The organism is Micromonospora sp. RTBAU3-60, assembly GCF_054963695.1.
Genome location: NZ_JBUEGB010000035.1, coordinates 1 through 20,971 on the forward strand (window position 1 = coordinate 1; position 20,971 = coordinate 20,971).

At 72.2% G+C, this 20,971-nt stretch carries 22 protein-coding genes; 16 read left to right on the forward strand and 6 right to left on the reverse strand.

Annotation, left to right across the window (positions count from 1 at the left end):
* Window positions 1–122: 122 nt before the first annotated feature.
* The gene (locus ACY34I_RS26705) at window positions 123–332 is read right to left on the reverse strand and encodes an MbtH family protein (RefSeq protein ID WP_462757762.1); all 210 of its coding nucleotides are present in this window, start codon (window positions 330–332) and stop codon (window positions 123–125) included.
* Between the two features lie 250 nt (window positions 333–582).
* Here ACY34I_RS26705 and ACY34I_RS26710 point away from each other — a divergent pair, with 250 nt between their 5' ends.
* From ACY34I_RS26710 to ACY34I_RS26720, 3 genes are all read left to right on the forward strand, one after another.
* Window positions 583–1,665, forward strand: a complete 1,083-nt coding sequence (locus ACY34I_RS26710; protein ID WP_462757826.1) for an MFS transporter — start codon at window positions 583–585, stop codon at window positions 1,663–1,665.
* 62 nt (window positions 1,666–1,727) lie between these two features.
* Complete coding sequence (locus ACY34I_RS26715; RefSeq protein ID WP_462757763.1) at window positions 1,728–2,468, forward strand: SDR family NAD(P)-dependent oxidoreductase; 741 nt, start codon at window positions 1,728–1,730, stop codon at window positions 2,466–2,468.
* 34 nt (window positions 2,469–2,502) lie between these two features.
* Window positions 2,503–3,018, forward strand: a complete 516-nt coding sequence (locus tag ACY34I_RS26720) for a nuclear transport factor 2 family protein (protein WP_462757764.1) — start codon at window positions 2,503–2,505, stop codon at window positions 3,016–3,018.
* A 15-nt stretch (window positions 3,019–3,033) separates the two neighbouring features.
* Here ACY34I_RS26720 and ACY34I_RS26725 read toward each other — a convergent pair whose 3' ends face one another.
* Window positions 3,034–3,579 (reverse strand): nuclear transport factor 2 family protein, encoded by a 546-nt coding sequence (locus tag ACY34I_RS26725; RefSeq protein ID WP_462757765.1) that lies wholly within the window; start codon window positions 3,577–3,579, stop codon window positions 3,034–3,036.
* A 170-nt stretch (window positions 3,580–3,749) separates the two neighbouring features.
* Here ACY34I_RS26725 and ACY34I_RS26730 point away from each other — a divergent pair, with 170 nt between their 5' ends.
* From ACY34I_RS26730 to ACY34I_RS26790, 13 genes are all read left to right on the forward strand, one after another.
* Window positions 3,750–4,613 (forward strand): CoA transferase subunit A, encoded by an 864-nt coding sequence (locus ACY34I_RS26730; protein WP_462757766.1) that lies wholly within the window; start codon window positions 3,750–3,752, stop codon window positions 4,611–4,613.
* Window positions 4,610–5,404: a CoA-transferase subunit beta gene (locus tag ACY34I_RS26735; protein ID WP_462757767.1), complete on the forward strand. Its 795-nt coding sequence runs from the start codon at window positions 4,610–4,612 to the stop codon at window positions 5,402–5,404. The genes ACY34I_RS26730 and ACY34I_RS26735 overlap by 4 nt, the downstream gene beginning before the upstream one ends.
* Before the next feature lie 44 nt (window positions 5,405–5,448).
* Complete coding sequence (locus ACY34I_RS26740) at window positions 5,449–6,504, forward strand: NAD(P)H-dependent flavin oxidoreductase (RefSeq protein ID WP_462757827.1); 1,056 nt, start codon at window positions 5,449–5,451, stop codon at window positions 6,502–6,504.
* 197 nt (window positions 6,505–6,701) lie between these two features.
* Window positions 6,702–7,577, forward strand: a complete 876-nt coding sequence (locus tag ACY34I_RS26745) for an SDR family NAD(P)-dependent oxidoreductase (RefSeq protein ID WP_462757768.1) — start codon at window positions 6,702–6,704, stop codon at window positions 7,575–7,577.
* On the forward strand, window positions 7,570–8,358 hold the full coding sequence (locus ACY34I_RS26750; RefSeq protein ID WP_462757769.1) for an SDR family oxidoreductase: 789 nt from the start codon (window positions 7,570–7,572) through the stop codon (window positions 8,356–8,358). The genes ACY34I_RS26745 and ACY34I_RS26750 overlap by 8 nt, the downstream gene beginning before the upstream one ends.
* A 16-nt stretch (window positions 8,359–8,374) precedes the next feature.
* A complete protein-coding gene (locus tag ACY34I_RS26755; protein WP_462757770.1) occupies window positions 8,375–8,845 on the forward strand; it encodes an FAS1-like dehydratase domain-containing protein in 471 nt (156 codons plus the stop codon).
* Window positions 8,842–9,276, forward strand: coding sequence for a MaoC/PaaZ C-terminal domain-containing protein (locus tag ACY34I_RS26760; protein ID WP_462757771.1), 435 nt, complete (start codon window positions 8,842–8,844; stop codon window positions 9,274–9,276). The genes ACY34I_RS26755 and ACY34I_RS26760 overlap by 4 nt, the downstream gene beginning before the upstream one ends.
* Window positions 9,266–10,054, forward strand: a complete 789-nt coding sequence (locus ACY34I_RS26765; RefSeq protein ID WP_462757772.1) for an enoyl-CoA hydratase family protein — start codon at window positions 9,266–9,268, stop codon at window positions 10,052–10,054. Before ACY34I_RS26760 ends, ACY34I_RS26765 begins: the two co-directional genes overlap by 11 nt.
* 10 nt (window positions 10,055–10,064) lie before the next feature.
* Entirely contained in the window at window positions 10,065–11,051 is a 987-nt protein-coding gene (locus tag ACY34I_RS26770) for an NADPH:quinone oxidoreductase family protein (RefSeq protein WP_462757773.1), read from the forward strand.
* Window positions 11,052–11,074: 23 nt separating this feature from the next.
* The gene (locus ACY34I_RS26775) at window positions 11,075–12,274 is read left to right on the forward strand and encodes an acyl-CoA dehydrogenase family protein (protein WP_462757828.1); all 1,200 of its coding nucleotides are present in this window, start codon (window positions 11,075–11,077) and stop codon (window positions 12,272–12,274) included.
* A gap of 22 nt (window positions 12,275–12,296) precedes the next feature.
* Window positions 12,297–13,436: an acyl-CoA dehydrogenase family protein gene (locus tag ACY34I_RS26780; RefSeq protein ID WP_462757774.1), complete on the forward strand. Its 1,140-nt coding sequence runs from the start codon at window positions 12,297–12,299 to the stop codon at window positions 13,434–13,436.
* Window positions 13,437–13,440: 4 nt separating this feature from the next.
* The gene (locus tag ACY34I_RS26785) at window positions 13,441–14,451 is read left to right on the forward strand and encodes an acyl-CoA dehydrogenase family protein (RefSeq protein WP_462757775.1); all 1,011 of its coding nucleotides are present in this window, start codon (window positions 13,441–13,443) and stop codon (window positions 14,449–14,451) included.
* Between the two features lie 19 nt (window positions 14,452–14,470).
* The gene (locus ACY34I_RS26790) at window positions 14,471–15,319 is read left to right on the forward strand and encodes an enoyl-CoA hydratase (protein WP_462757776.1); all 849 of its coding nucleotides are present in this window, start codon (window positions 14,471–14,473) and stop codon (window positions 15,317–15,319) included.
* Between the two features lie 12 nt (window positions 15,320–15,331).
* On the opposite strand, the gene ACY34I_RS26795 is transcribed toward ACY34I_RS26790, so the two are convergent.
* The 4 genes from ACY34I_RS26795 to ACY34I_RS26810 all read right to left on the reverse strand — a co-directional run bounded on the left by ACY34I_RS26795 (window position 15,332) and on the right by ACY34I_RS26810 (window position 20,909).
* Entirely contained in the window at window positions 15,332–16,135 is an 804-nt protein-coding gene (locus ACY34I_RS26795) for a sugar phosphate isomerase/epimerase family protein (RefSeq protein WP_462757777.1), read from the reverse strand.
* Window positions 16,136–16,228: 93 nt separating this feature from the next.
* Window positions 16,229–17,326 carry an ABC transporter substrate-binding protein gene (locus ACY34I_RS26800; protein ID WP_462757778.1) on the reverse strand — a complete coding sequence of 366 codons (1,098 nt, stop codon included), beginning with the start codon at window positions 17,324–17,326 and terminating at the stop codon, window positions 16,229–16,231.
* 207 nt (window positions 17,327–17,533) lie between these two features.
* Window positions 17,534–18,799 (reverse strand): CaiB/BaiF CoA transferase family protein, encoded by a 1,266-nt coding sequence (locus tag ACY34I_RS26805; protein WP_462757779.1) that lies wholly within the window; start codon window positions 18,797–18,799, stop codon window positions 17,534–17,536.
* On the reverse strand, window positions 18,792–20,909 hold the full coding sequence (locus tag ACY34I_RS26810; RefSeq protein WP_462757780.1) for an acetate--CoA ligase family protein: 2,118 nt from the start codon (window positions 20,907–20,909) through the stop codon (window positions 18,792–18,794). The genes ACY34I_RS26805 and ACY34I_RS26810 overlap by 8 nt, the downstream gene beginning before the upstream one ends.
* Window positions 20,910–20,971 lie beyond the last annotated feature (62 nt).

A 20,971-nucleotide genomic window follows, 5' to 3' on the forward strand; every position in this document is an offset into this window, starting at 1 on the left:
TGTGCGCGCCGCCTGCGCCACGAACAACTCCGGCAGCACCACTTCCGGCACATCCCGCGCCGTGTCATTCCACTGCGAGACGACCAGTTCCCGCTCCGCCTCCGTCAGCAACTCCATGTCACTCACGCCCGCTCAGCCTGGACAAGGCTGTTAGGACGCATGTCAGTCCAGTGCTCTTCGACATACTGAAGGCAATTCGAGCGGGAATCCGTGTCATGCGCCGTAACCCAGCCATCCGGGACGGCAATGCCAGCCGGCCACAAACTGTACTGCCCTTCGTCATTCATCAGGACTAGGTACAGGGCGTCAGCGTCCTCGAACGGATTAGTCATGGCAACCTCATTCCGATTAGCACGACCCGACCAGCCAAATGGCCCTCATGGTCCCCGCGCCACGACGGGCGACTCGCTGACCAGCCTGCCCGGCCGCTTTACCCCGGCGCATCTCCACAGTTGCCCATGCGTTTCGGCCCCGCCGATGGCGGTCGGAACCACAGGCAACCTCTTGCGGCCGGCGGGTGTCGGAGAAGACGACGTCAGCCACCCGCAGCCGAGCCCGCCGGCCGTTGAGTCCGCAATGGACATGACGCCACCGCACAGCAGAATTTCAGCCTGTCCGGATCCGCCTGTGAGATCAGCGACGAGTGATCGGTTCCGGCAACCCGGCCACTGGGATTCGCACAGTCTGATGGTTTCCGTCCAGGCGGCCGCGTCGCTGTTGGCGGTGGCGGCCACCCTGCTCGCCACGCTGGCGGTCATGTCGACGCCGGCGGTGATGGTGCTCAGCTTCCTGGCCGGCTGTGTCATCACGATCGTGTCTCCGGCCAGCCAGGCTCTGATCGCCGCCGTGGTGCCGGACGAGGACCTGGCCAGCGCCGTGCCGCTCCAGTCGGCCGGGTTGAACCTTGCCCGGATCACCGGCCCCGCGCTGGTCGGTCCGGTGCTGCTGATCGGCGGCCCGGCCAGCGCGTTCGGCGTCTACGCGGTGCTGTCGCTGGGCGCCGCGGCGCTGGCTGGCCGGCTCGGTGCGGGCGGACCGGCGGCGCGGGCGGCGCGGGCGGCGCCTGGTGAGTCGGCAGGGCGCCGGCTCGCCGCCGCGTTCCATCATGTACGTGAGCGGCACCCGGCCCTCCCGGCGCTGGGTATCGTCGCGGCGACCTCCGTCTTCGGTTCGGCTTATCTGGCGCAGCTCCCGCTGATCGCGGCCCGGGTCGGCGGCGACAGCGAGTCCGCCTTCCCGACCCTGGTGACCCTCGGCGGCGTCGGCTCGCTCATCGGGGTGCTCTCGGTGGCCTGGCGGGGCCGGGGGCTGAGCCCCGTCCCGGCGGCGGTCCAGCTCGTGGTGCTCGGAGTGGTGATGGCGCTGTTCGGCGTGGTGCCGTCGTTCCCGCTGCTGACCGTGCTGATGATCCTCGGTGGTGGGCTCACGTTGTCGATCATGACCTCGATCAATTCGATCCTTCAGCATCTGGTCGACGACGCGCAGCGCGGGCGGGTGATGAGCTTGTACTTCGTCTGCTGGGGCGGGTTGCTCCCCTTCGGCGGCCTGGGCCTTGGCGGTCTGGTCCGGCTGGTCGGCGCCGGTTGGGCGTTCGCTGGTTACGGGGCGGTCGCCGGCCTCGCCGGTCTGGCCCTCGCGCTGGGCGCCCGCCGCATTCGGGCTTGACGGGTGCCGGCAACCGGCCTACCGTCCGAGCAAGCGCTTGATAGGACGCCGAAGGAGACCCGATGAGCGTGCCGCAGTTCGGCTTCACCCCAGGCGACGTCGTGCTGGTCACCGGCGCCGGCAGCGGCATCGGCCGGGCGATCGCGACCCGGGCCGCCGAGATGGGACTGGCCGTCGCCGCTGTCGACCTCGACCCGGCGGGCGCGGGGGCCACGGTGGAGCGGATCGAGCGGTCGGGCGGCCGAGCGGTGGCGATCACCGCCGACGTCAGCGACCCCGCAGCCGTCGCGGCGGCGTTCGCTCGCGCCCGGGAGCTCGGCGTGATCCGCTACCTGGTGAACAACGCCGGCCCGTCCTCCGCGGTGGAGCTGGAGTTCGACGAGGCGCTACGGATCGCCATGGGCAGCGTCCGGCGGGTGACCGACACCTGGCTGACCGGCGGGGCGCCGGAGGGCGCGGCGCTGGTCAACATCGCGTCCGTCGCCGGCAATCTGGTCGGCACCGCCTCCGACTGGTACTGCGCGGCGAAGGCAGCGATCATGGGCTACACCCGCCACCTCGCGGCGTACCGCAGCGACGAGGTGCGCAGCAACGCGGTCGCGCCGGGGATGACCGACACCCCGCGACTCGCCGGCTTCGCCGAGAGCGAGGTCGGGCAGCGGGTGCTGGGCCGGATTCCGCTGCATCGGATGGCCACGCCGGATGACATCGCGTACGCCGTGTTGTTCCTGCTGTCCCCACTGGCCAGCTATGTGAACGGGGTCTTCCTGCCGGTCGACGGCGGCTGGACCGTCACCCAGTAACCGCGCCGCAGTCGGGCGGGAGAGGAGTCGCCGGATGTCCGGCACCCAGGCCACGGAGCTGGCCGACCGGCAGCGCATCCATGAGGTCGTCCTGCGGTACTGCCGCGGTGTCGACCGGCTCGACCTCGATCTGGTCAGGTCGGCGTACCACCCCGACGGGATCGACCACCACACCGGCTTCGACGGCCCGGTCGACGAGTTCCTGGCGTGGGTGGAGCCGCTGCTGCGCCGGCTCACCGGCACGATGCACATCGTCGGCAACCACCTGGCCGAGCTGCACGGCGACCGGGCGGTGGTCGAGACGTACGGGACCGCCGTGCACTGGGGGGAGCCGGCCGACGACCCGAGGTTCAACTTCACCAGCGGCTTCCGCTACGTGGATCTGATGACCCGTCGGGCCGGCCGGTGGGCCATCGCGGAGCGCTGGGCGGTACGGGAGTGGACCCGGTCGGAGGCCGGCCGGTGGGCACCGCGCGAGGCGCCCGGCCCGACCGGCTTCCGTGACCGCCGCGACCCGTTGTACGCGCTGCTCGCCCGGCTTGCGTCATGAGCCGGGCAGCGCCGGTCAGCCCACCGCCGGCGGGTCGCTCTCGCCCCAGAACCGCCGCCAGCTCGGCCAGCTCTCCGGCAGACTGGACCCGGTGAGGTACGGGTTGTCCGGGAAGTGGAACCGTCCCGGCACCCGCAGCGGGCTCTCCCGGATGTCCGCGGCGTAGAAGGGCTTGGGCTTGCGGCTGCGGAAGTACCATCTGCCGTCCGCCTCGCGGACATAGCGGTCGTGATAGATCACCGGCATCACGATCCACTGGTCGCCCACCTCGTGCTCGGGTCGGCAGTACACGAGCCCGTCGGCGGAGTCCGGGCCGGTGAGGTCGATGACGTGGTTGCCGACGATGTGGAACGTGATGCGGTAAGGCCGCAGGATGCCGTCGAACCACTCGGCCAGGGCAGCCCGGCCGACCCGGCCGTCGCCCACCCGTACGTCGCTGGCGAAGAGCGCGGCGAGGGCGGTGACATCCCGGCTGTCCAGCGCGAGCGCGTAGCGCGACACCAGTTGGCGGATCTGCTCGACCGACTCCAGCCGGTCGATGCGGGCGGCGAGATCAGTCACCGGGCCCTCCTGGACGACGCGGCCACGGGGGCCGACTCTCAAGCAAGCATTTGGTTGGCAGCACCGTATCAGCGGGACGCCCACCGCGACAGATGTTGACGGGCGGGCCGCGACTGCTATGGTGCCAACCAAGCGCTTGCTACGGCGCGGGAGAGAATCGGGAGCTGCAGATGGCGGACAAACGGATGACCGCGCAGGATGTGGTCAGCCGGCTCACCTCGGGGATGACCATCGGGATCGGCGGATGGGGGTCCCGGCGCAAACCGATGGCCCTGGTCCGGGAGATCCTCCGGTCCGACCTGCGGGACCTCACCGTGGTCTCCTACGGCGGCCCGGACATCGGGCTGCTCTGCGCGGCCGGCAAGATCCGCAAGCTCGTCTTCGGTTTCGTCTCGCTGGACTCGATCGCCCTGGACCCGCACTTCCGGGCCGCGCGGCAGGCGGGCGCGATCGAGGTCGTCGAGTACGACGAGGGCATGCTGCAGTGGGGGCTGTACGCGGCGGGCCTGAAGCTGCCGTTCCTGCCCACCCGCGCCGGCCTCGGCTCGGACGTGCTGACCCACAACCCGCAGTTGCGCACCGTCGCCGACCCGTACGGGGGTGACGAGGTGGTGGCGATGCCGCCGCTGCACCTGGACGCCGCGCTGATCCACATGAACCGGGCCGACATCCACGGCAACGGTCAGTTCCTCGGGCCGGACCCGTACTTCGACGACCTGTACTGCATGGCCGCCGAGCAGGCGTACATGTCCTGCGAGAAGATCGTGCCGACCGCCGAGCTGACCGCGGTGGCGCACCCGGCCACCCTCCGGATCAACCGGCTGCTGGTGACCGGTGTGGTCGAGGCCCCCAACGGCGCCCACTTCACCTCGTGCACTCCGGACTACGAGCGGGACGAGGACTTCCAGCGGGAGTACGCCGGTTCGGCGGCCGGACCGGACGCCTGGCAGGCGTTCCGGGACCGCTACCTGGCCGGCTCGGAGGCGGACTACCAGGCGGCCGTGGCGGCCCGCCGTCAGGAGGTGGCGGCATGACGAACGTGATGGACTCGCGGGCCGAGGCGACCGACGCCGTCGCCAGCCGGGCCGAGGTGTGCGTGGTCGCCTGCGCCGACGCCTTCCGGGACAGCGGGGAGATGCTGGCCAGCGCCTTCGGCACCATCCCCGCCATCGGCGTACGGCTGGCCCGGGAGACCTTCTCCCCCGACCTGCTGATCTCTGACGGCGAGTCGTACCTGGTGCGCGGGACCTGGCCGGTCGGCACGCCGGCGACCGGCGAGGTCGAGGCGTGGGCCCCGTTCCGCACCATCTTCGATCTGGTGTGGCACGGCAAGCGGCACGTGATGATGATCCCGAGCCAGGTGGACCGGTACGGCAACACGAACATCTCGGCGGTCGGCGACTACCGGCGGCCGAAGGTGCAACTCCTCGGCGTGCGGGGCGCCCCGGGCAACACCGTCTGCCACCCGACGAGCTACTGGGTTCCCCGACACAGCACGCGGGTGTTCGTGCCGCGGGTCGACATGGTCTCCGGGGTGGGCAACGACCGGGCCGCACAGGCCGGGCCGGGCGCGAGCCGCTACCACGACCTGCGCCGGGTCGTCACCGACCTGGCCGTCTTCGACTACCACCCCGAACACGGCACGCTCCGCCTCGCCTCGGTCCACCCGGGCGTCACCGTGGCGCAGGTGCAGGACGCCACCGGCTTTCCGCTGGAGGCCGGCGACGAGGTGCCGCAGACCAGGCAGCCCTCCGCGGCGGAGCTGCGGCTGATCCGCGAGGTGCTCGACCCGCGCGGTTTGCGCGACCGCGAGGTGGCCGGATGACCCGGCCTGCGGCAGATGGCACGACCGTGCCCCAGGACGGTCCGATCCCGTCGGCGCTGCACACCCGGGCCTGTGAGCTGTTCGGGGTGCGCTACCCGATCGTGCAGACCGGGATGGGCTACGTCTCCGACCCTCGCCTGACCGCCGCCACCGCCAACGCGGGCGGCCTCGGCATCCTCTCCGCCGGCCTGCTGTCGTACGAGGAGCTCGCCGCCGCGATCGACGCGGTGCAGGCCCGGACGGACCGACCGTTCGGGGTCAACCTCCGCGCCGACCAGCCCGACGTGGAGCGCCGGATCGACCTGCTGATCTCGGCCGGGGTGCGGGTCGCCTCGTTCGCGCTGGCGCCTCGGCAGGACCTGATCGGCAAATGCAAGGACGCCGGGCTCGTGGTGGTGCCGTCGATCGGGGCCCGCCGCCACGCCGAGAAGGTCGCGGCCTGGGGCGTGGACGCGGTGATCGTGCAGGGCGGTGAGGGCGGCGGTCACACCGGTGGCGTGCCGACCAGCCTCCTGCTGCCGCAGGTGGTCGACGCGGTGGACATTCCCGTGATCGGGGCCGGCGGTTTCTTCGACGGCCGCGGCCTGGTCGCCGCGCTCGCGTACGGCGCGGCCGGCATCGCCATGGGCACCCGATTCCTGCTGACCACCGACTCCCCGGTCGCGCCCGCCGTCAAGGAGGTCTACCTCTCGAAGACCGTGACCGACACCGTGCTCACCCGGGAGGTCGACGGGGTGCCGCAACGGGTGCTGCGGGCCGGCACCATCGACAAGATCGAGAAGACGTCCGGTGCCGGACGGCTGATCCGGGCGGCCCGCAACGCGGTCGCCTTCCGGAAGCTGTCCGGCAGCCGGTGGTCGGACATGGTCCGTGAGGGCCTGGCCATGAAGCGGGGCCACGAGCTGACCTGGAGCCAGGTGGTGATGGCCGCCAACGCTCCGATGCTCTACCGAGCCGCGCTCCTGGAAGGCCGGACCGACCTCGGCATCATGGCGACCGGCCAGGTGGTGGGCCTGATCGACGACCTGCCGAGCTGCCAGGAGCTGATCGACCGGATCATGGCCGAGGCGGCGGAGGTGCTGGGCCGCCTCGGGGCGTGACCTCCCGGCAGCACCCCGGCGGGTGACCCCGCGGCGCCGCCTCGACACGTCACTTCCCGGTTCGCCGCGTCGGCCTCCTACCCGCCGTCGCCGCGTTGCCTGCCGACCGTGCCGATCCACGAGTGGGACGCCGGCATTGACGGCGGGTGCGGCGGCCACTAGCCTAACCAAACAAGCGCTTGCTAGGAGGATTGCCCATGTCCGCACTGCACGACCGCGTTGTGGTGATCACCGGCGCGGGCCGGGGCCTGGGCCGGGAGCACGCCCTGCTCGCCGCCGCGGAGGGGGCCCGGGTCGTGGTGAACGACGTGGGCGCCGACGCCGACGGCCGCAACGCCGATCCGGCGGTCGCCCGGGCCGTCGCCGACGAGATCAGGGCGGCGGGCGGGCAGGCGGTCGCCAGCTCGGCGGACGCCGCCACCATCGCCGGCGCCCGGGAACTGTTGGAGCTGGCGCTCGGCGAGTTCGGCGCGGTGCACGGACTGGTCAACAACGCCGGCATCCTCCGCGACCGGATGTTCGTGAACATGTCCGAGGAGGACTGGGACGCGGTGATCCGGGGGCAGCTGCGTGCCACCTTCGCGCCCGCCCGGGTCTTCAGCGAGCACTGGCGCAACGAGTCGAAGGCGGGCCGTCAGCCGAACGCCGCGGTGGTCAACGTCCCCTCGACCTCCGGCCTGATCGGCGCGGTCGGCCAGACCAACTACGGCGCGGCCAAGGCCGGTATCGCCGCGCTGACCGTGATCCTGGCCCAGGAACTGGCCAGGTACGGCGTGCGGGTCAACGCGGTCACGCCGGTCGCCCGTACCCGGATGACCCAGGACCTGCCCGGCATCGGCGAGATGGTGGCCGCGCCGGCCGACCCGGCGGCTTTCGACGTCTACCACCCCGGCAATGTCTCCCCGCTGGTGGCCTGGCTGCTCACCGCGGACTGCCCGGCCAACGGCGCGGTCTACTACGCCAAGGGCGGCGAGATCAGGCAGTTTGTGGGCTGGAGCTACGGCTGGAGCGTCGACCGGGGCACCCGCTGGACCGTGGCCGAGATCGACAAGGAGTTGCGCGCGCGTGTCTGAACCCACCACGGCCGGCTGGGCCGGCCCCGCCCACAACCTGCTGGCCGGCCGGACCGTGCTGGTCACCGCCGCCGCCGGCACCGGCATCGGGTACGCCACCGCCCGCCGCTGCGCCGAGGAGGGCGCCCGGGTCGCGATCAGCGACCGGCACGAGCGGCGCCTCGCCGAGGCAGCCGACCGGCTGGCCGAGCTGACCGGCGTCCGGCCGCTCGCGGTGCCTTGCGACGTGACGAACCAGCAGCAGATCGACCAGCTGGTGGACACCGTCGCCGCCGAATACGGCAGCATCGACGTACTGGTCAACAACGCGGGCCTGGGCGGCATGGCCAGCGTGGTGGAGATGACCGACGAGCAGTGGGACACCGTGCTGGCCGTCACGCTGACCTCCGCCTTCAAGATGAGCCGGGCGGTGCTGCGGCACATGGTGCCCCGCCGCCGCGGCGTGATCATCAACAACGCGTCGGTGCTCGGCTGGCGCGCCCAGGCCGAGCAGGCCCACTACGCGGCCGCGAAGGCCGGCGTGATGGCGCTGACCCGGTGCTCGGCCATGGACGTCGCCGAGTACGGCATCCGGGTCAACGCCGTGGCGCCGAGCATCGCGGTCCACCCCCACCTGGCCCGGGCCACCAGCGACGACCTGCTCGCCGAACTGGCGTCCCGGGAGGCCTTCGGCCGGGCGGCGGAGCCGTGGGAGGTCGCCAACGTATTCGTCTTCCTGGCCAGCGACTACTCGTCGTACATGACGGGCGAGATCGTCTCGGTCAGCAGCCAGCACCCCTGAGCCGGAGGAGCATCAGATGGCCAATCCCGACGCCGTCGGCACCCGGGGCGCCCCGTTCCAGATGGATGTGGAACGCGGCAAGATCCGCGAGTTCGCGCGGGCCACCCGCTCGACGAGTCCCGCATACCTGGACGCCGAGCGGCCCGTCGTCCCGCCGACGTTCCTGACCACCACGTTCTTCTGGCAGTCCGGCGACGCGGACCCCTGGCCGGCCGTCGAGCTGGACCAGCGGCGCGGCCTGCACGCCGAGCAGGAGTACACCTTCTTCGGCCCGCCGCCACGCGCCGGTACCCGGCTGACCTGCCAATCGCACATCAGCGAGATCTACACCAAGCAGGGCCGCCGCGGCGGCGAGCTGACCTTCGCCGTCATGGTCACCGAGTTCCGGGACGAGACCGGCCGACTGGTGGCCCAGGGCCGGTTGACCGGCGTCGAGACCGCACGCCCCCCGGCGGAGCAGCCACGAGCAGACGAGGCGATGGCATGAGCGTTCCAGCGGCGCCCGCCCCCTGGACGGTCGGGCCGGTGACCCGCACCGACTTCGTGCGTTACCAGGGCGCGTCCGGCGACATGAACCCGATCCACCACGACGAGGAGTTCGCCCGGGCGGCCGGCTTCCCCACCCCGTTCTCCGTCGGAATGTGGCAGGCCGGCCTGCTCGGCACGTACGCCACGGACTGGCTCGGCGCGGAGAACGTGCGCGGCTTCCGCATCCGGTTCCTCGAGCAGGTCTGGCCGGGCGACACGCTGACCTGCCACGGCAAGGTGGTGCGCGAGTACGAGCAGGACGGCGAGCGCCGGGTGGACGTGGAGCTGACCTGCCGCCGCCAGACCGGCGGCGCGGCGGTCACGGTGTGGTCGACATTCGTGGTGTCGGACGCGGCGCAACGCGAGCAGGAGGCGACCGATGTCGCGTGAACAGTCCCCGGCGGCCGATCGCCGGATCGTCACCCTGACCGTCGACGCCGACGGCATCGCCGAGATCGTCATGGACAACCCACCGGTCAACGCGCTGCCGGTGGCCGGCTGGTTCGCCGTCGCCGACGCGCTCAACGCCGCCGGCGCCGACGAGGCCGTACGCGTGGTGGTGCTGCGCGCCGAGGGGCGCGGCTTCAACGCCGGCGTGGACATCAAGGAGATGCAGCGCACCGAGGGCTTCACCGCGCTGCTCGGCGCCAACCGCGGCTGCTACGCGGCTTTCAAGGCGGTCTACGAGTGCCCGGTGCCGGTCATCGCCGCGGTCAACGGCTTCTGTCTCGGTGGCGGGATCGGCCTGGTCGGCAACGCCGACATGATCATCGCGGCCGAGGACGCCACCTTTGGCCTGCCAGAGGTGGACCGGGGCGCGCTCGGCGCGGCGACGCACCTGGCCCGGCTGGTGCCGCAGCACCGGATGCGGGCGATGGTCTACACCGCGGCCACCGCGACCGCCGCCGAACTGCACGCCTACGGGTCGGTGCACGCGGTGGTGCCGACGGCGCGGCTGCGGGACGCCGCCCTGGAGCTGGCCCGGCAGATCGCGGCGAAGGACCCGACGGTGATCCGTGCGGCGAAGGCGTCGCTCAACGGCATCGACCTGTGGGACGTCAACCGCAGCTACCGGTTCGAGCAGAGCTTCACCTTCGAGCTCAACCTGGCCGGGGTCGCCGACCGGATCCGCGACCAGTTCGGCGGGTCCTCCGGATCCACGGCGTGAGGAGACACGGATGAAGGCCATGCTGTGTCGCGCCCTGGGTGGGCCGGAGAACCTGGTCGAGGCCGAGGTGCCGGACCCGGTCGCCGGCCCGGGCCAGGTCGTGGTGGACGTCCGCTCCGCCGGGGTGAACTTCCCGGACGGTCTGATGGTCGCCGGCACGTACCAGACGAAGCCCGCGCTGCCGTTCAGCCCGGGGTGCGAGGTGGCCGGCACCGTGCGGGCGGTCGGCGACGGGGTGACCGGACTCGCCCCCGGTGACCGGGTCGCCGCCTTCTGCGGCATCGGCGGCTACGCCGAGCAGGTCGCGGTACCGGCCGAGCGGGTGCACCGGCTCCCGGACGGGATGGACCTGGGCCACGCGGCGGCCTTCCCCGTCGTCTACGGCACGTCGTTCCACGGTCTGGTGGACCGGGCGCGGCTGCGGGCCGGCGAGACGCTGTTGGTGCTCGGCGCCGCCGGCGGGGTCGGGCTGACCGCCGTGCAGATCGGCAAGGTGCTCGGCGCCCGGGTGGTCGCGGCCGCGTCCAGCCCGGAGAAGCTGCGGCTCTGCGCCGCGCACGGGGCCGACGAGCTGATCGACTACCGCGAGCAGGACCTGGCCGCGCGGCTGAACGAGGTGACCGGCGGCGCCGGGGTGGACGTGGTCTACGACCCGGTCGGCGGCTCGGCGGCGCAGGCCGCGGTGCGGGCGCTGGCCTGGGGCGGCCGCTACCTGACCGTCGGATACGCCTCGGGTGACATCCCGCGGGTCGGGATGAACCGGCTGTTGCTGACGGAGGGCGAACTGCTGGGCGTGCTGTGGGGCGCCTGGGCCGGCCGGCATCCCGGGGCCAACGCGGAGAACATGTCCCGGCTGCTGGAGTGGTACTCGGCGGGCCTGCTGCGGCCGCACGTGGACCGGCGCTTCCCGCTGGCCGAGGCCGCCGCCGCGCTGGCCACCGTGATGAACCGTGGCGCACTGGGAAAGATCGTCCTGACCATCGGGGAGCGGCCGTGACCACCGGGACGGCGTACGCGGGAATGGATCTGGGCCCGAGCGAGCGGGCCCGCGAGCTGCTGGCGGCGCTCGAGGAGTTCATGGCCGAGCGGGTCTACCCCGCCGAGCCGGTGTACGCCGCGCAGCTGGAGCAGGCCGGCCCGCGCAGCCACACCCTCCCCCCAGTGGTCGAGGAGCTGAAGGCCGAGGCGCGCCGCCGGGGCCTGTGGAACCTCTTCCTGCCGGACCTGTCCGGGCTGTCCAACCTGGAGTACGCCTACCTGGCCGAGCTGACCGGACGATCGCCGTACCTCGCGCCGGAGGCGTTGAACTGCGCGGCCCCGGACACCGGCAACATGGAACTGCTGCACCTGTTCGGCACGCCGGAGCAGCAGGCCCGCTGGCTGGCGCCGCTGCTGGACGGGCGGATCCGGTCGGGCTTCTCGATGACCGAACCCGGGGTCGCCTCCTCCGACGCCCGCAACATCAGCACCTCGATCATGCGTGACGGCGACGAGTACGTGATCAACGGACACAAGTGGTGGACCACCGGCGCGGCGGACCCGCGGTGCGAGCTGCTGGTGGTGATGGGCAAGACGGATCCCAGTGCCGCGCCGCACCGGCAGCAGTCGATGGTGCTCGTCCCGGTCGACACGCCGGGCGTCGAGATCGTCCGCTCGTTGCCCATCTTCGGTTACCACGACCAGCACGGGCACTGCGAGATCCGGTTCACGGACGTACGGGTCCCGGTGACGAACCTGCTCGGCGGCGAGGGCGACGGCTTCGCCATCGCGCAGGCCCGGCTGGGGCCGGGCCGGGTGCACCACGCGATGCGGACGTTGGGCATGGCCGAGCGCGGCCTGGAGCTGCTGGTGCGCCGGACCATGTCGCGGGTGGCGTTCGGCGGGCCGCTGTCCGACCAGGGCGTGGTGCGGACCTGGATCGCCGAGTCCCGGATGGAGATCGAGCAGGCCCGACTGCTGGTGCTCAAGACCGCATGGCTGATCGACCGGGTGGGCGCGAAGGGTGCGGCCACCGAGATCGCGGCGATCAAGGTGGTGGCGCCCCGGGTGGCCCGCGCGGTGCTCGACCGGGCCATTCAGGCGCACGGCGGCGGCGGGGTGACCGAGGACTTCCCGATCGCCCGGATGTGGGCCAGCGCGCGGATCCTGGCGATCGCCGACGGGCCGGACGAGGTGCACATCCGGACGGTGGCTCGCCAGGAGCTACGCCGGTATCGCTGACGGCGAGACGACGGAGATTGCGATGGACCTGACCTGGAGCGAATCCGAGGAGGCATTCCGGGCGGAGGCGCGGGAGTGGCTGGCCGCCCACGTGCCGGCCGAGCCGTTGCCCTCCGGCGACACCCGCGACGGCTTCGCCCGGCACCTGGAATGGGAGCGGGAGCTGTACGCCGCCGGCTGGTCGGTGGTCTCGTGGCCGAAGGAGTACGGCGGACGCGACGCCTCACTCTGGGAGTGGCTCATCTTCGAGGAGGAGTACTACCGGGCCGGCGCGCCGCAGCGGGTGACCCAGAACGGCATCTTCCTGCTGGCGCCCACGCTGTTCGAGTTCGGCACGACGGAGCAGCGCGACACCCTGCTGCCGCGGATGGCGGCCGCGCAGGACCTGTGGTGCCAGGGCTGGTCGGAACCCGGGGCCGGCAGCGACCTGGCCGGCATCCGCAGCCGGGCCGAGCGCGACGACGAGGCCGGCGGCTGGCGGCTGACCGGGCAGAAGACCTGGACCACCCGGGGCGCGTTCTGCACCCACCTGTTCGGTCTGTTCCGCACCGACCCGGCGGCGCAGCGGCACCGCGGCCTGACGTACTTCCTCGTGCCGCTGGACACCCCGGGCGTGACGGTCCGTGGCTTCGAGCGGCTCGACGGCGACGAGGGGTTCGCCGAGGTGTTCTTCGACGACGCCTTCGTGCCGGACAGCGCGGTGCTCGGCGCGGTGAACCAGGGCTGGCAGGTGGCGATGGCGACCACCGGATCCGAGCGGGGGCTGACCCTGCGCTCGCCCGGCCGGTTCCTGCGGGCCGCGGACCGCCTGGTGGAGCTCGCCGCCGCGCGCCCGGAGGCCGCCACCGATCCGCTCGTCGACCAGGTCACCGCGGTGTGGATGCAGGCTCAGGCGTACCAGCTGTTCACGCTGGCGCAGGTCACCGACCTCGTCGAGGGGCGCTCCCCGGGGGCGCGGTCCAGCCTGAACAAGCTCTACTGGTCCGAACTGGACATCCGGCTGCACGAGGCGGCGCTGGAGCTGCTCGGCCCTGAGGGGCAGACGGACAACCCGTGGAGCCGCGGATTCCTGTTCTCGCTGGCCGGACCGATCTACGCCGGGACCAACGAGATCCAACGCAACATCGTCGCCGAGCGGGTGCTCGGCCTGCCCAGGAAGTGATCGCATGCGGTTCGCGTTGACGGCCGAACAGCAGGACCTGCGCGAGGTCGTGCACGAGCTGATGGAACGGTTGTGCCCGCCCGCGGTGGTCCGGTCCACGCCGGACGCCCCGGCGATCGACGCACTGGACCGCGGGCTGGTCGAGCTCGGCGCGCCCGGGCTGCTGCTGTCGGAGCGCTCCGGCGGCCTGGGCCTGGACGAAAACTACCTGGTCCCGCTGCTGACCGAGACCGGGTGGGCCGCGGCCCCGCTGCCGGTGCTGGAGACGGTCGGCGTCGCGCCGGCCCTGTTCGAGGCCGCCGGCCTGGCCGACCGGCTGCTCGCCGGCGGGATGGCCTGCGCCGCCGACTCGACCGGCGCCGGTCCGGTCCGGTTCGCCGACCGGGCCACCCTGCTGGTCTGCGGTGGCTGGGGCGGCAGCGGACCGGTCGAGCTCGTCGGCCTGTCCGACGCGCGCCTGGAGCCGGTGCCGGCGGTGGACCCGGCCGCGAACCTGTGCCGGATCGGCGGGGGCACCGTGCTCGGCACGGTCGACGACCCGGTGGTGGTCGAGCGGGCCTGGCAGCGCGGGGTGCTCGGTGCCGCGGCCCAGTTGATCGGGCTGTCCCGGCGGATGCTGGAGCTGACCGTCGAGTACGCCGGCTCGCGTACCCAGTTCGGGGTGCCGGTCGGCAGCTTCCAGGCGGTCAAGCACCACCTCGCTTCGGCGTTGTTGCAGGTGGAGTTCGCCGCCCCGGCGGTGGCCCGCGCCGGATTCTCCGTGGCCGCCGGCGACCCGGACCGGGCGCGCGACGTGTCGCTGGCCAAGGCGCTGGCCTCGGAGGCCGCCCAGCTGGTGGCCCGCACCGCGATGCAGTGCCACGGCGCCATCGGCTACACCACCGAGTACGACCTGCACCTGTACGCCAAGCGCGCGTGGGCGCTCGCCGCGGACTGGGGTTCGGCGGCCTGGCACCGGGCCCGGATCGCGGAGCACCTGGGCTTGGCCCGTACCGGCACCGTTCCCGTCCGCTGACTTCGACAAGGAGCACACCGTGACCGAGACCGAGACCGAGAGCGACGTCGTCACCTACGACCAGCGGGGCGAGGTCGCGGTGGTGACCATGAACCGGCCGCGGTACCGCAACGCCCAGAACTCGGCGATGACGTACGCGCTGGACGACGCGTTCTACCGGGCCGCCGGGGACGACGGCGTGAAGGTGGTCGTGCTGGCCGGGGCGGGCGAGCACTTCTCGGCGGGGCACGACATCGGCACCCCCGGCCGGGACGTCGACACGTCGTTCGAGCGGCGGGCTGGCCTCTGGTGGGACCACGTCGGCAAGCAGGGCGTGGAGAGCCGGTACGCCCGCGAGTCCGAGGTGTACCTCGGGATGTGCCGACGCTGGCGTGAGTTGCCCAAGCCGACGATCGCGATGGTGCAGGGCGCCTGTGTGGCCGGCGGCCTGATGCTGGCCTGGTGCTGTGATCTGATCGTCGCCGCCGACGACGCGTTCTTCGCCGACCCCGTGGTGCGGATGGGCATCCCCGGCGTGGAGTACTTCGCCCACCCGTGGGTGATGGGCCCGCGGTTCGCCAAGGAGTTCCTGTTCACCGGGGACCGCATCGGCGCCGAGCGGGCGCTGGCCCTGGGCATGGTCAACCGGGTGGTGCCCCGGGCGGCGCTGGAGGACGAGACGTTCGCGCTGGCCGGGCGGATCGCGAAGATGCCGCGGCTGGGGCTCGCGCTGACCAAGAAGGCGGTCAACCAGGCGGAGGATCTGATGGGGTTGCGGGCCGGCATGGACTCGGTCTTCGGCCTGCACCACGCCGCGCACGCGCACAACGCCGAGGTCGGGGGGGATTCGCTGGCCGGGCAGACCGCGCGCTCGATGAAGCAGGGCTGAGGCGCGCCGGCGTCAGCGGCCGATCCGGGAGGCGAGCCATCGGACGCCGCGGGCCAGCGCCTGCGGCGTCCCTTCCCCTTCGATCGCCGGGCCGAGCAGCTCCAGGTCCAGCAGACCGCGGTAGCCGAGCCCGGTGAGCTGCCGCAGCAGGCGCTCCAGCGGGATGTCCCCGTCGCCGGGCACCCAGCGGTTGGGCAGGCTCAGCGTGCCCAACCGGAAGTCGCTGACCTGGACCAGCCGTACCCGGTCGAGTTCGGCGCGCAGCGTGTCGACCAGCCCCCGCTCCTGCCAGCAGCAGTAGAAGTCCACGCAGAGCCCGATGTCGAGCCGCCGGGCCAGCGCCGCCGCGTCCTGGAGGCTGTGCGTGAAGCTCAGGTCGCCGCGGATGGACATGGTGTTCTCCACCGCGAGCGCGACGCCGAGCCGCGCGGCCCGCCCGATCGCCGGGGCCAGCCGCTCGGCGAGCGAGTCAGCCGCCTCTTCCCAGCTCAGGGCACCGGACGGGCCGCTGGTGAGGTAGAGGGTGCCGGCGCCGAGCGCCGCCGCCGCGTCCAGCGCCGCCGCGAGCGTGCGCGCCTGCGCAGCCCAACCCGCGCCGTCCGTCGGGTGGCAGGTGAGCGGCATGAAGAGGTACGCCACGGTCAGGCCGCTGGCCCTGACCTCGTCCAGCGCGGTGGCCCAGCCGATCTGCTTCAGCTTGCCCGCGGGCAGCCCGATGAGCTCGGCGCCGGCTTCCCGGTAGATCGCCAGCTCGTCGGCGAGGGGCCGGCCCAGGGCGGCAACCCCGTTGACGGAGATGCGTTGCCCGGCTGTCATCGTCGCCACCTCGTCTCGGGTCCGGGGATCGCTGATGGGCCGCGGCCCCGGCCGTCCCGCACGGGCGGGTCGGGCCGGGGCCGCGTCGGATCGTCAGGAGGCGGTCGCGTACTGCCCCTCGGTGAGGACCGCCGCCGGGATGATGGCCACCGACGAGACGTCGACGGCGGGCCCGTGCGAGGTGGCGGTGAAGGTGTACTTGCCCAGCGCCCACAGGCCGGTCTCCTGCGGCGTGAACGTCTCCAGGGCCTTGGCCTCAGCCTTGGCGTCGGTGATCGTGCCGGCCTTCTCCGCCGCCTTGGCGGCCAGCATGACCGCGTCGTAGGCGTAGTAGACGTTGAGCGGCAGCTTGATCTCGCCCTCCTTCTTCAGCGCCGTGATCATGGTGTCCAGGCTGCCCGGGTTGGCTCCCTGGTGCCCCTTGACGGCCGCGGACACGATCTGGACGCTGACGTTCTGCGCGGCGGGTGTCCCGACGAGGCCGTCGGGTGCCCCGTGGTTGAGCAACGACGTGGTCGCCGAGGTGGAGTCGGCCACCAGCGGGATGTCGGTCCAGCCGATCTTCAGCCGGCTCTGCAGTACGTAGCCGACCGAGGCACCGGCCCCCTGCATGAACAGCAGGTCCGGCTTCGTCGCCCGCAGTCGCTCGAGCTGGGCGGTGACGTCGAGGTCCTCCGCGGTGTAGGTCTCGTCTCCGGAGAGGGTCAGGCCGGCGTCGGCGATCGCCTTGCGCGTCGCCTCAGCGGTCGCCTGCGCGAAGGCGTCCTTGCCGGCGATCATCGCGATCTTGGTAGCGCCCTTCGACTTGGCATAGTCGGCCAGCGACTTCGCCCAGGTCTCGGGGACGGGTGGGGTCTTGAACAGGTACGGGAACTTGGCCGGGTCGTCGAGCGCGGAGGCGCTGGCCTGCTGGACGGAGAAGATCTCCGCCTCGGTGAGGATCGGGGCCATGGGCAGCGCTTCGGCGCTGGTGTTGCCCGGCAGCACCAGGTTCGGCTTCGGGCCCTTGGCGAGCCGCTCCTGGAGCTTGGTCACGGCGGTGGTCGGGTTTCCACCCTCGTCGATGATTTCCAACTCGACCTTGCGGCCGAGGATCCCGCCCTTGCTGTTCAGCACGGCAACGGCGGCCTTGACCCCCTGGGACGCGGCCTGCGCGTTCAGCGCGGACGGTCCGGGCTGGCTCAGACCCACAAGTTGGACGATCCGATAAGGCTGATCTCCCCCGCTGGCGTCAGCAGAATCCGCGTCAGGGTCGGGGCTGCAAGCGGTCGCCGCCAGTGCGGCGGCCACGAGAACTACACCGAGTCGCTTCCGCACGAAGGCTCTCCTTAGGTTCCGATGCCGGCCACGGATGTAGCAAGCGCTTGGTTGGCACTGTAGGTTCGGGTGTGATCTGCGTCAAGCCCCTGCCCCCGGCTCCTCGCGAGGTACGGGGCCATCGACGATCCCGGCCGCTCGCAGGTCGGCGATCTGCGCGCCGGTCATGCCCAGCACCGACCGGAGCACCTCGTCGGTGTGCTCCCCCGCGCCCGGCGCCGCGCACAGGGGAACCCGCTCCTCGTCCACCAGGCGGATCGGGCCGGGCATCAGCTCGGCGCCGCTCTCCTCCGCCGGCGACCACGGCAACCGCGCACGGAACTGCGGATCGGTGGCGATCGAGGCGGCGTCGTTGACCGCCGCGATAGGACAGTTCGCCTCGGCGCCGAGACGTACCCACGCCGCCGTGGTGCGCGTCTCGAAGATCGCCTGCAGCTCCCGCCGCAGCGTCTGATTGCCGCGAGCGTGATCGGCGTACCGCTCGCCCGGGTTCGCCTCGAACAGGTCGGACCGGCCGACCGCGAGGCAGAAGTTCCGCCAGAACTCCCGCTCGGAGGCCATCAGCAGGACATGACCATCCAGCGACCGGTAGTACTGGTAGCGGACGGATCCCGCCATCCCGGCCACCCCCGGCGCCCGCCGGGCGCCGCCGTCCGACGGATTCCCGGTCACCTCCGTCGCCGGCCGCTCATAGGCCCGGGTGCCCTCGATGGCATACCAGTTGGTGGCCGCGGCGACATCACTCTGGGCGAGGTCGATATGGGCGCCGACCCCGGTCGCCCGGGCCCGCAGCAGCGCGGCGCACACCGCCAACGCACCCCAGACCGGCGTGACCCGCACCCCGACCGTGGTGTGCGGCGGCAGGTTGACGAAGCCCTCGTCGTCCACGGCCGGCACGGCGAGGCCGGCCCATGCGTCGAAACCGATGCCGTGCGCGGGGATGTCCCGGTAGGGGCCGGTCATCCCCCAGCCCGACACGCTGCACACCACCAGCGCCGGGTTGCGTTCCCGCAGCCGCTCCACGGTGATGCCCCGACGCGCGAGGGCACCGGGACGCATCGCCTCGATGACCACCTCGGACCGCTCGGCCAGGTCCAGGTAGAGCTCCACGCCGGCCGAGGTCCGCAGGTCGATGCCGACGCTGCGCTTGCCCCGGTTGACATGCCAGTGCAGCAACGACACGCCCTCGATGATCGGCCAGGCCATGGTGCGGACGTAGTCGCCGCCCGGGGGCTCGACCTTGATCACATCGGCGCCCAGCTCGGCCAGGGTCATGCCGAGGGCACCCGGCTCCAGCAGCGAACTCTCGAGCACTCGTACGCCGGCCAGCAGTCCGCGTTCAGCCATGATCCGCTCCCGTCGCCAGGGCGTCGAGCGCCACCGCCCGGTCCGGCAGGGCGAGCAGCGGGTTGACATCGAGCTCGGTCACCACTCCGTCGAGGGCGATGTCCTGGACCGCCATGATCACATCGACCAGGGCCGCCAGGTCCGCCGGCGGCGCGCCCCGGTGCCCGGCCAGCAGCGGGAAGCCACGCAGCTCGCGGAGCATCCGATGCGCCTCGCGCCGGCCGAACGGTGGGATCCGGAACGCCACGTCCCGGTACACCTCCACGGCGACGCCGCCGATGCCGGCCATGACGACCGGCCCGAACACCGGGTCAGGGGCGATGCCGACCACCATCTCCACCCCGCCACCGAGCTGCTCGCTGACCAGGACGCCCTGCCAGCTCGCGCCCGCCTGCGCCGCGACCACTTGCTCGAACTCGGCCACCACGGACGCCACCTCGTTCGGACCGCGTACGCCGAGGCGGACCAGGCCCAGGTCGGACTTGTGCGCGATGCCCGCCGCGACCGCCTTGAGCACCACCGGTCCGTCGAACGACGCCGCCGCGACGGCGGCCGCTGTCGCGTCCGGGCACAGCACGTCCCGCGTCACCGCGATCCCGTACCGGGTGAGCAGCTCCTTGGACTCCACCTCGGTCCAGGTCCGCCCGGGGGTGGCGGTAGGCGCGGGGTTCGCGCGCGGTTCGGGCGGCACCAGCTCGGACAGGTCGTCCTGGAACGCGTGGAAATCGAGGAAGGCCCGGATGGCGGTGACGCAGTTGCCGAAGGTACGGAACACGGGCAGCTGCGATCCCAGCAGCCCGACCCGGTAGGCGTCCTCGGTGCCCGACGGCGAGCCCCACACCACACACACCGGCTTGTCGGTGGTGGCCGACACCGCGACCAGGTCGGCCACGAAGGCGTCGCTCATCGGCGGGAAGGCCCCGGTGATCGGTACGACCAGGATGCCCACGCCGGGGTCGGCGAGGATGGTGTCGAGAATCTTCCGTCCCCGCCAGTCGCCCACCGGGTGTCCGCCGTTGTCCACCGGGTTGTCGATCCGCAGGTAGTCCGGAATCCACTCCCGTAACCGCTCACGCGTCTGCGGGGTGAGTTCGGGCAGATCGATGCCGGCGGCGGTGAGCAGGTCGGCCATGTGCGCGCTGGTCCCGCCGGAAATCGAGTACACGCAGACGCCCGGGGCCGGCGGGCGCTTGGCCCGGGCGAACAGGGCGGCCGTGTCGAGCAGCTCGTCCAGCCCGTCGACCCGGGCTATCCCGTACTGGCGCAGCAGCGCCGAGACAACGTGGTCGGCGCCGGCCAGGTGTCCGGTGTGTGACTGTGCCCAGGACCGTCCGACCGCCGTGCGGCCCACCTTCACCACGACGATCGGCACGCCGAGCTGAGCGGCCCGAGCCGCCGCGCGCTGGAACGCCGGCCCGTCGTGGAAGCCCTCGAGGTATGCGGCGATCGCGCCGGTCTCCGGTAACCGGGCGAAGTAGTCGATGAAGTCGGCCGCGTCCAGATCCCCCTCGTTGCCGGTCGGTGCCCAGTGGCTGAACCGGATGCCGAGCTCCTGCCCCTGGAAGACGGGTCGGCCCTGATGCCCGCTCTGGGTGATCAGCGCGATCGCCCGGCCGGGCAGGTCGTCGCGAAAGGCTTCGAAGAGATTCATGTTCGTGTTCGGCCCGAGCATCCGGACACCGCCGGCGGCGAGGCGACGGACCAGGTCGGCCTGCCGTCGGGCCCCGTCCGCCCCGGTCTCGGCGAATCCGGCGGCGAAGACCACGAGAAATCGCACGCCCTTGTCGACGGCGTCCTGCACCACCCGGTCCACGTCGCTGACGAGGACCACGGCGACATCCACGTCCCCGGGAACCTCTTTGACCGACGGGTAGGTGGGTGTCCCGTCGACCTCCGCCCGCCGGGGATTGACCGGCACCGCCGTCGCACCGGTCCGGACGGCCCAGTCCCGAACGCGACGCCAGTTGAGGGTGGTCGGCCGGCCCGGAGTGTCGGAGGCGCCGATGACGGCGACGGTACGGGGATGGAACAGCAGGTCGAGCTCCGGATCGGGCGGGACGCCCGCTTCCGCCGCGTCCCGGACCGGCACCGGCGGTGAGGCTGGTTTCATCCGTCACCCCTTCCAAATGAAGCAAGCGTTTGGTAGGTATAGCTCTACTAACAAACGTTCGT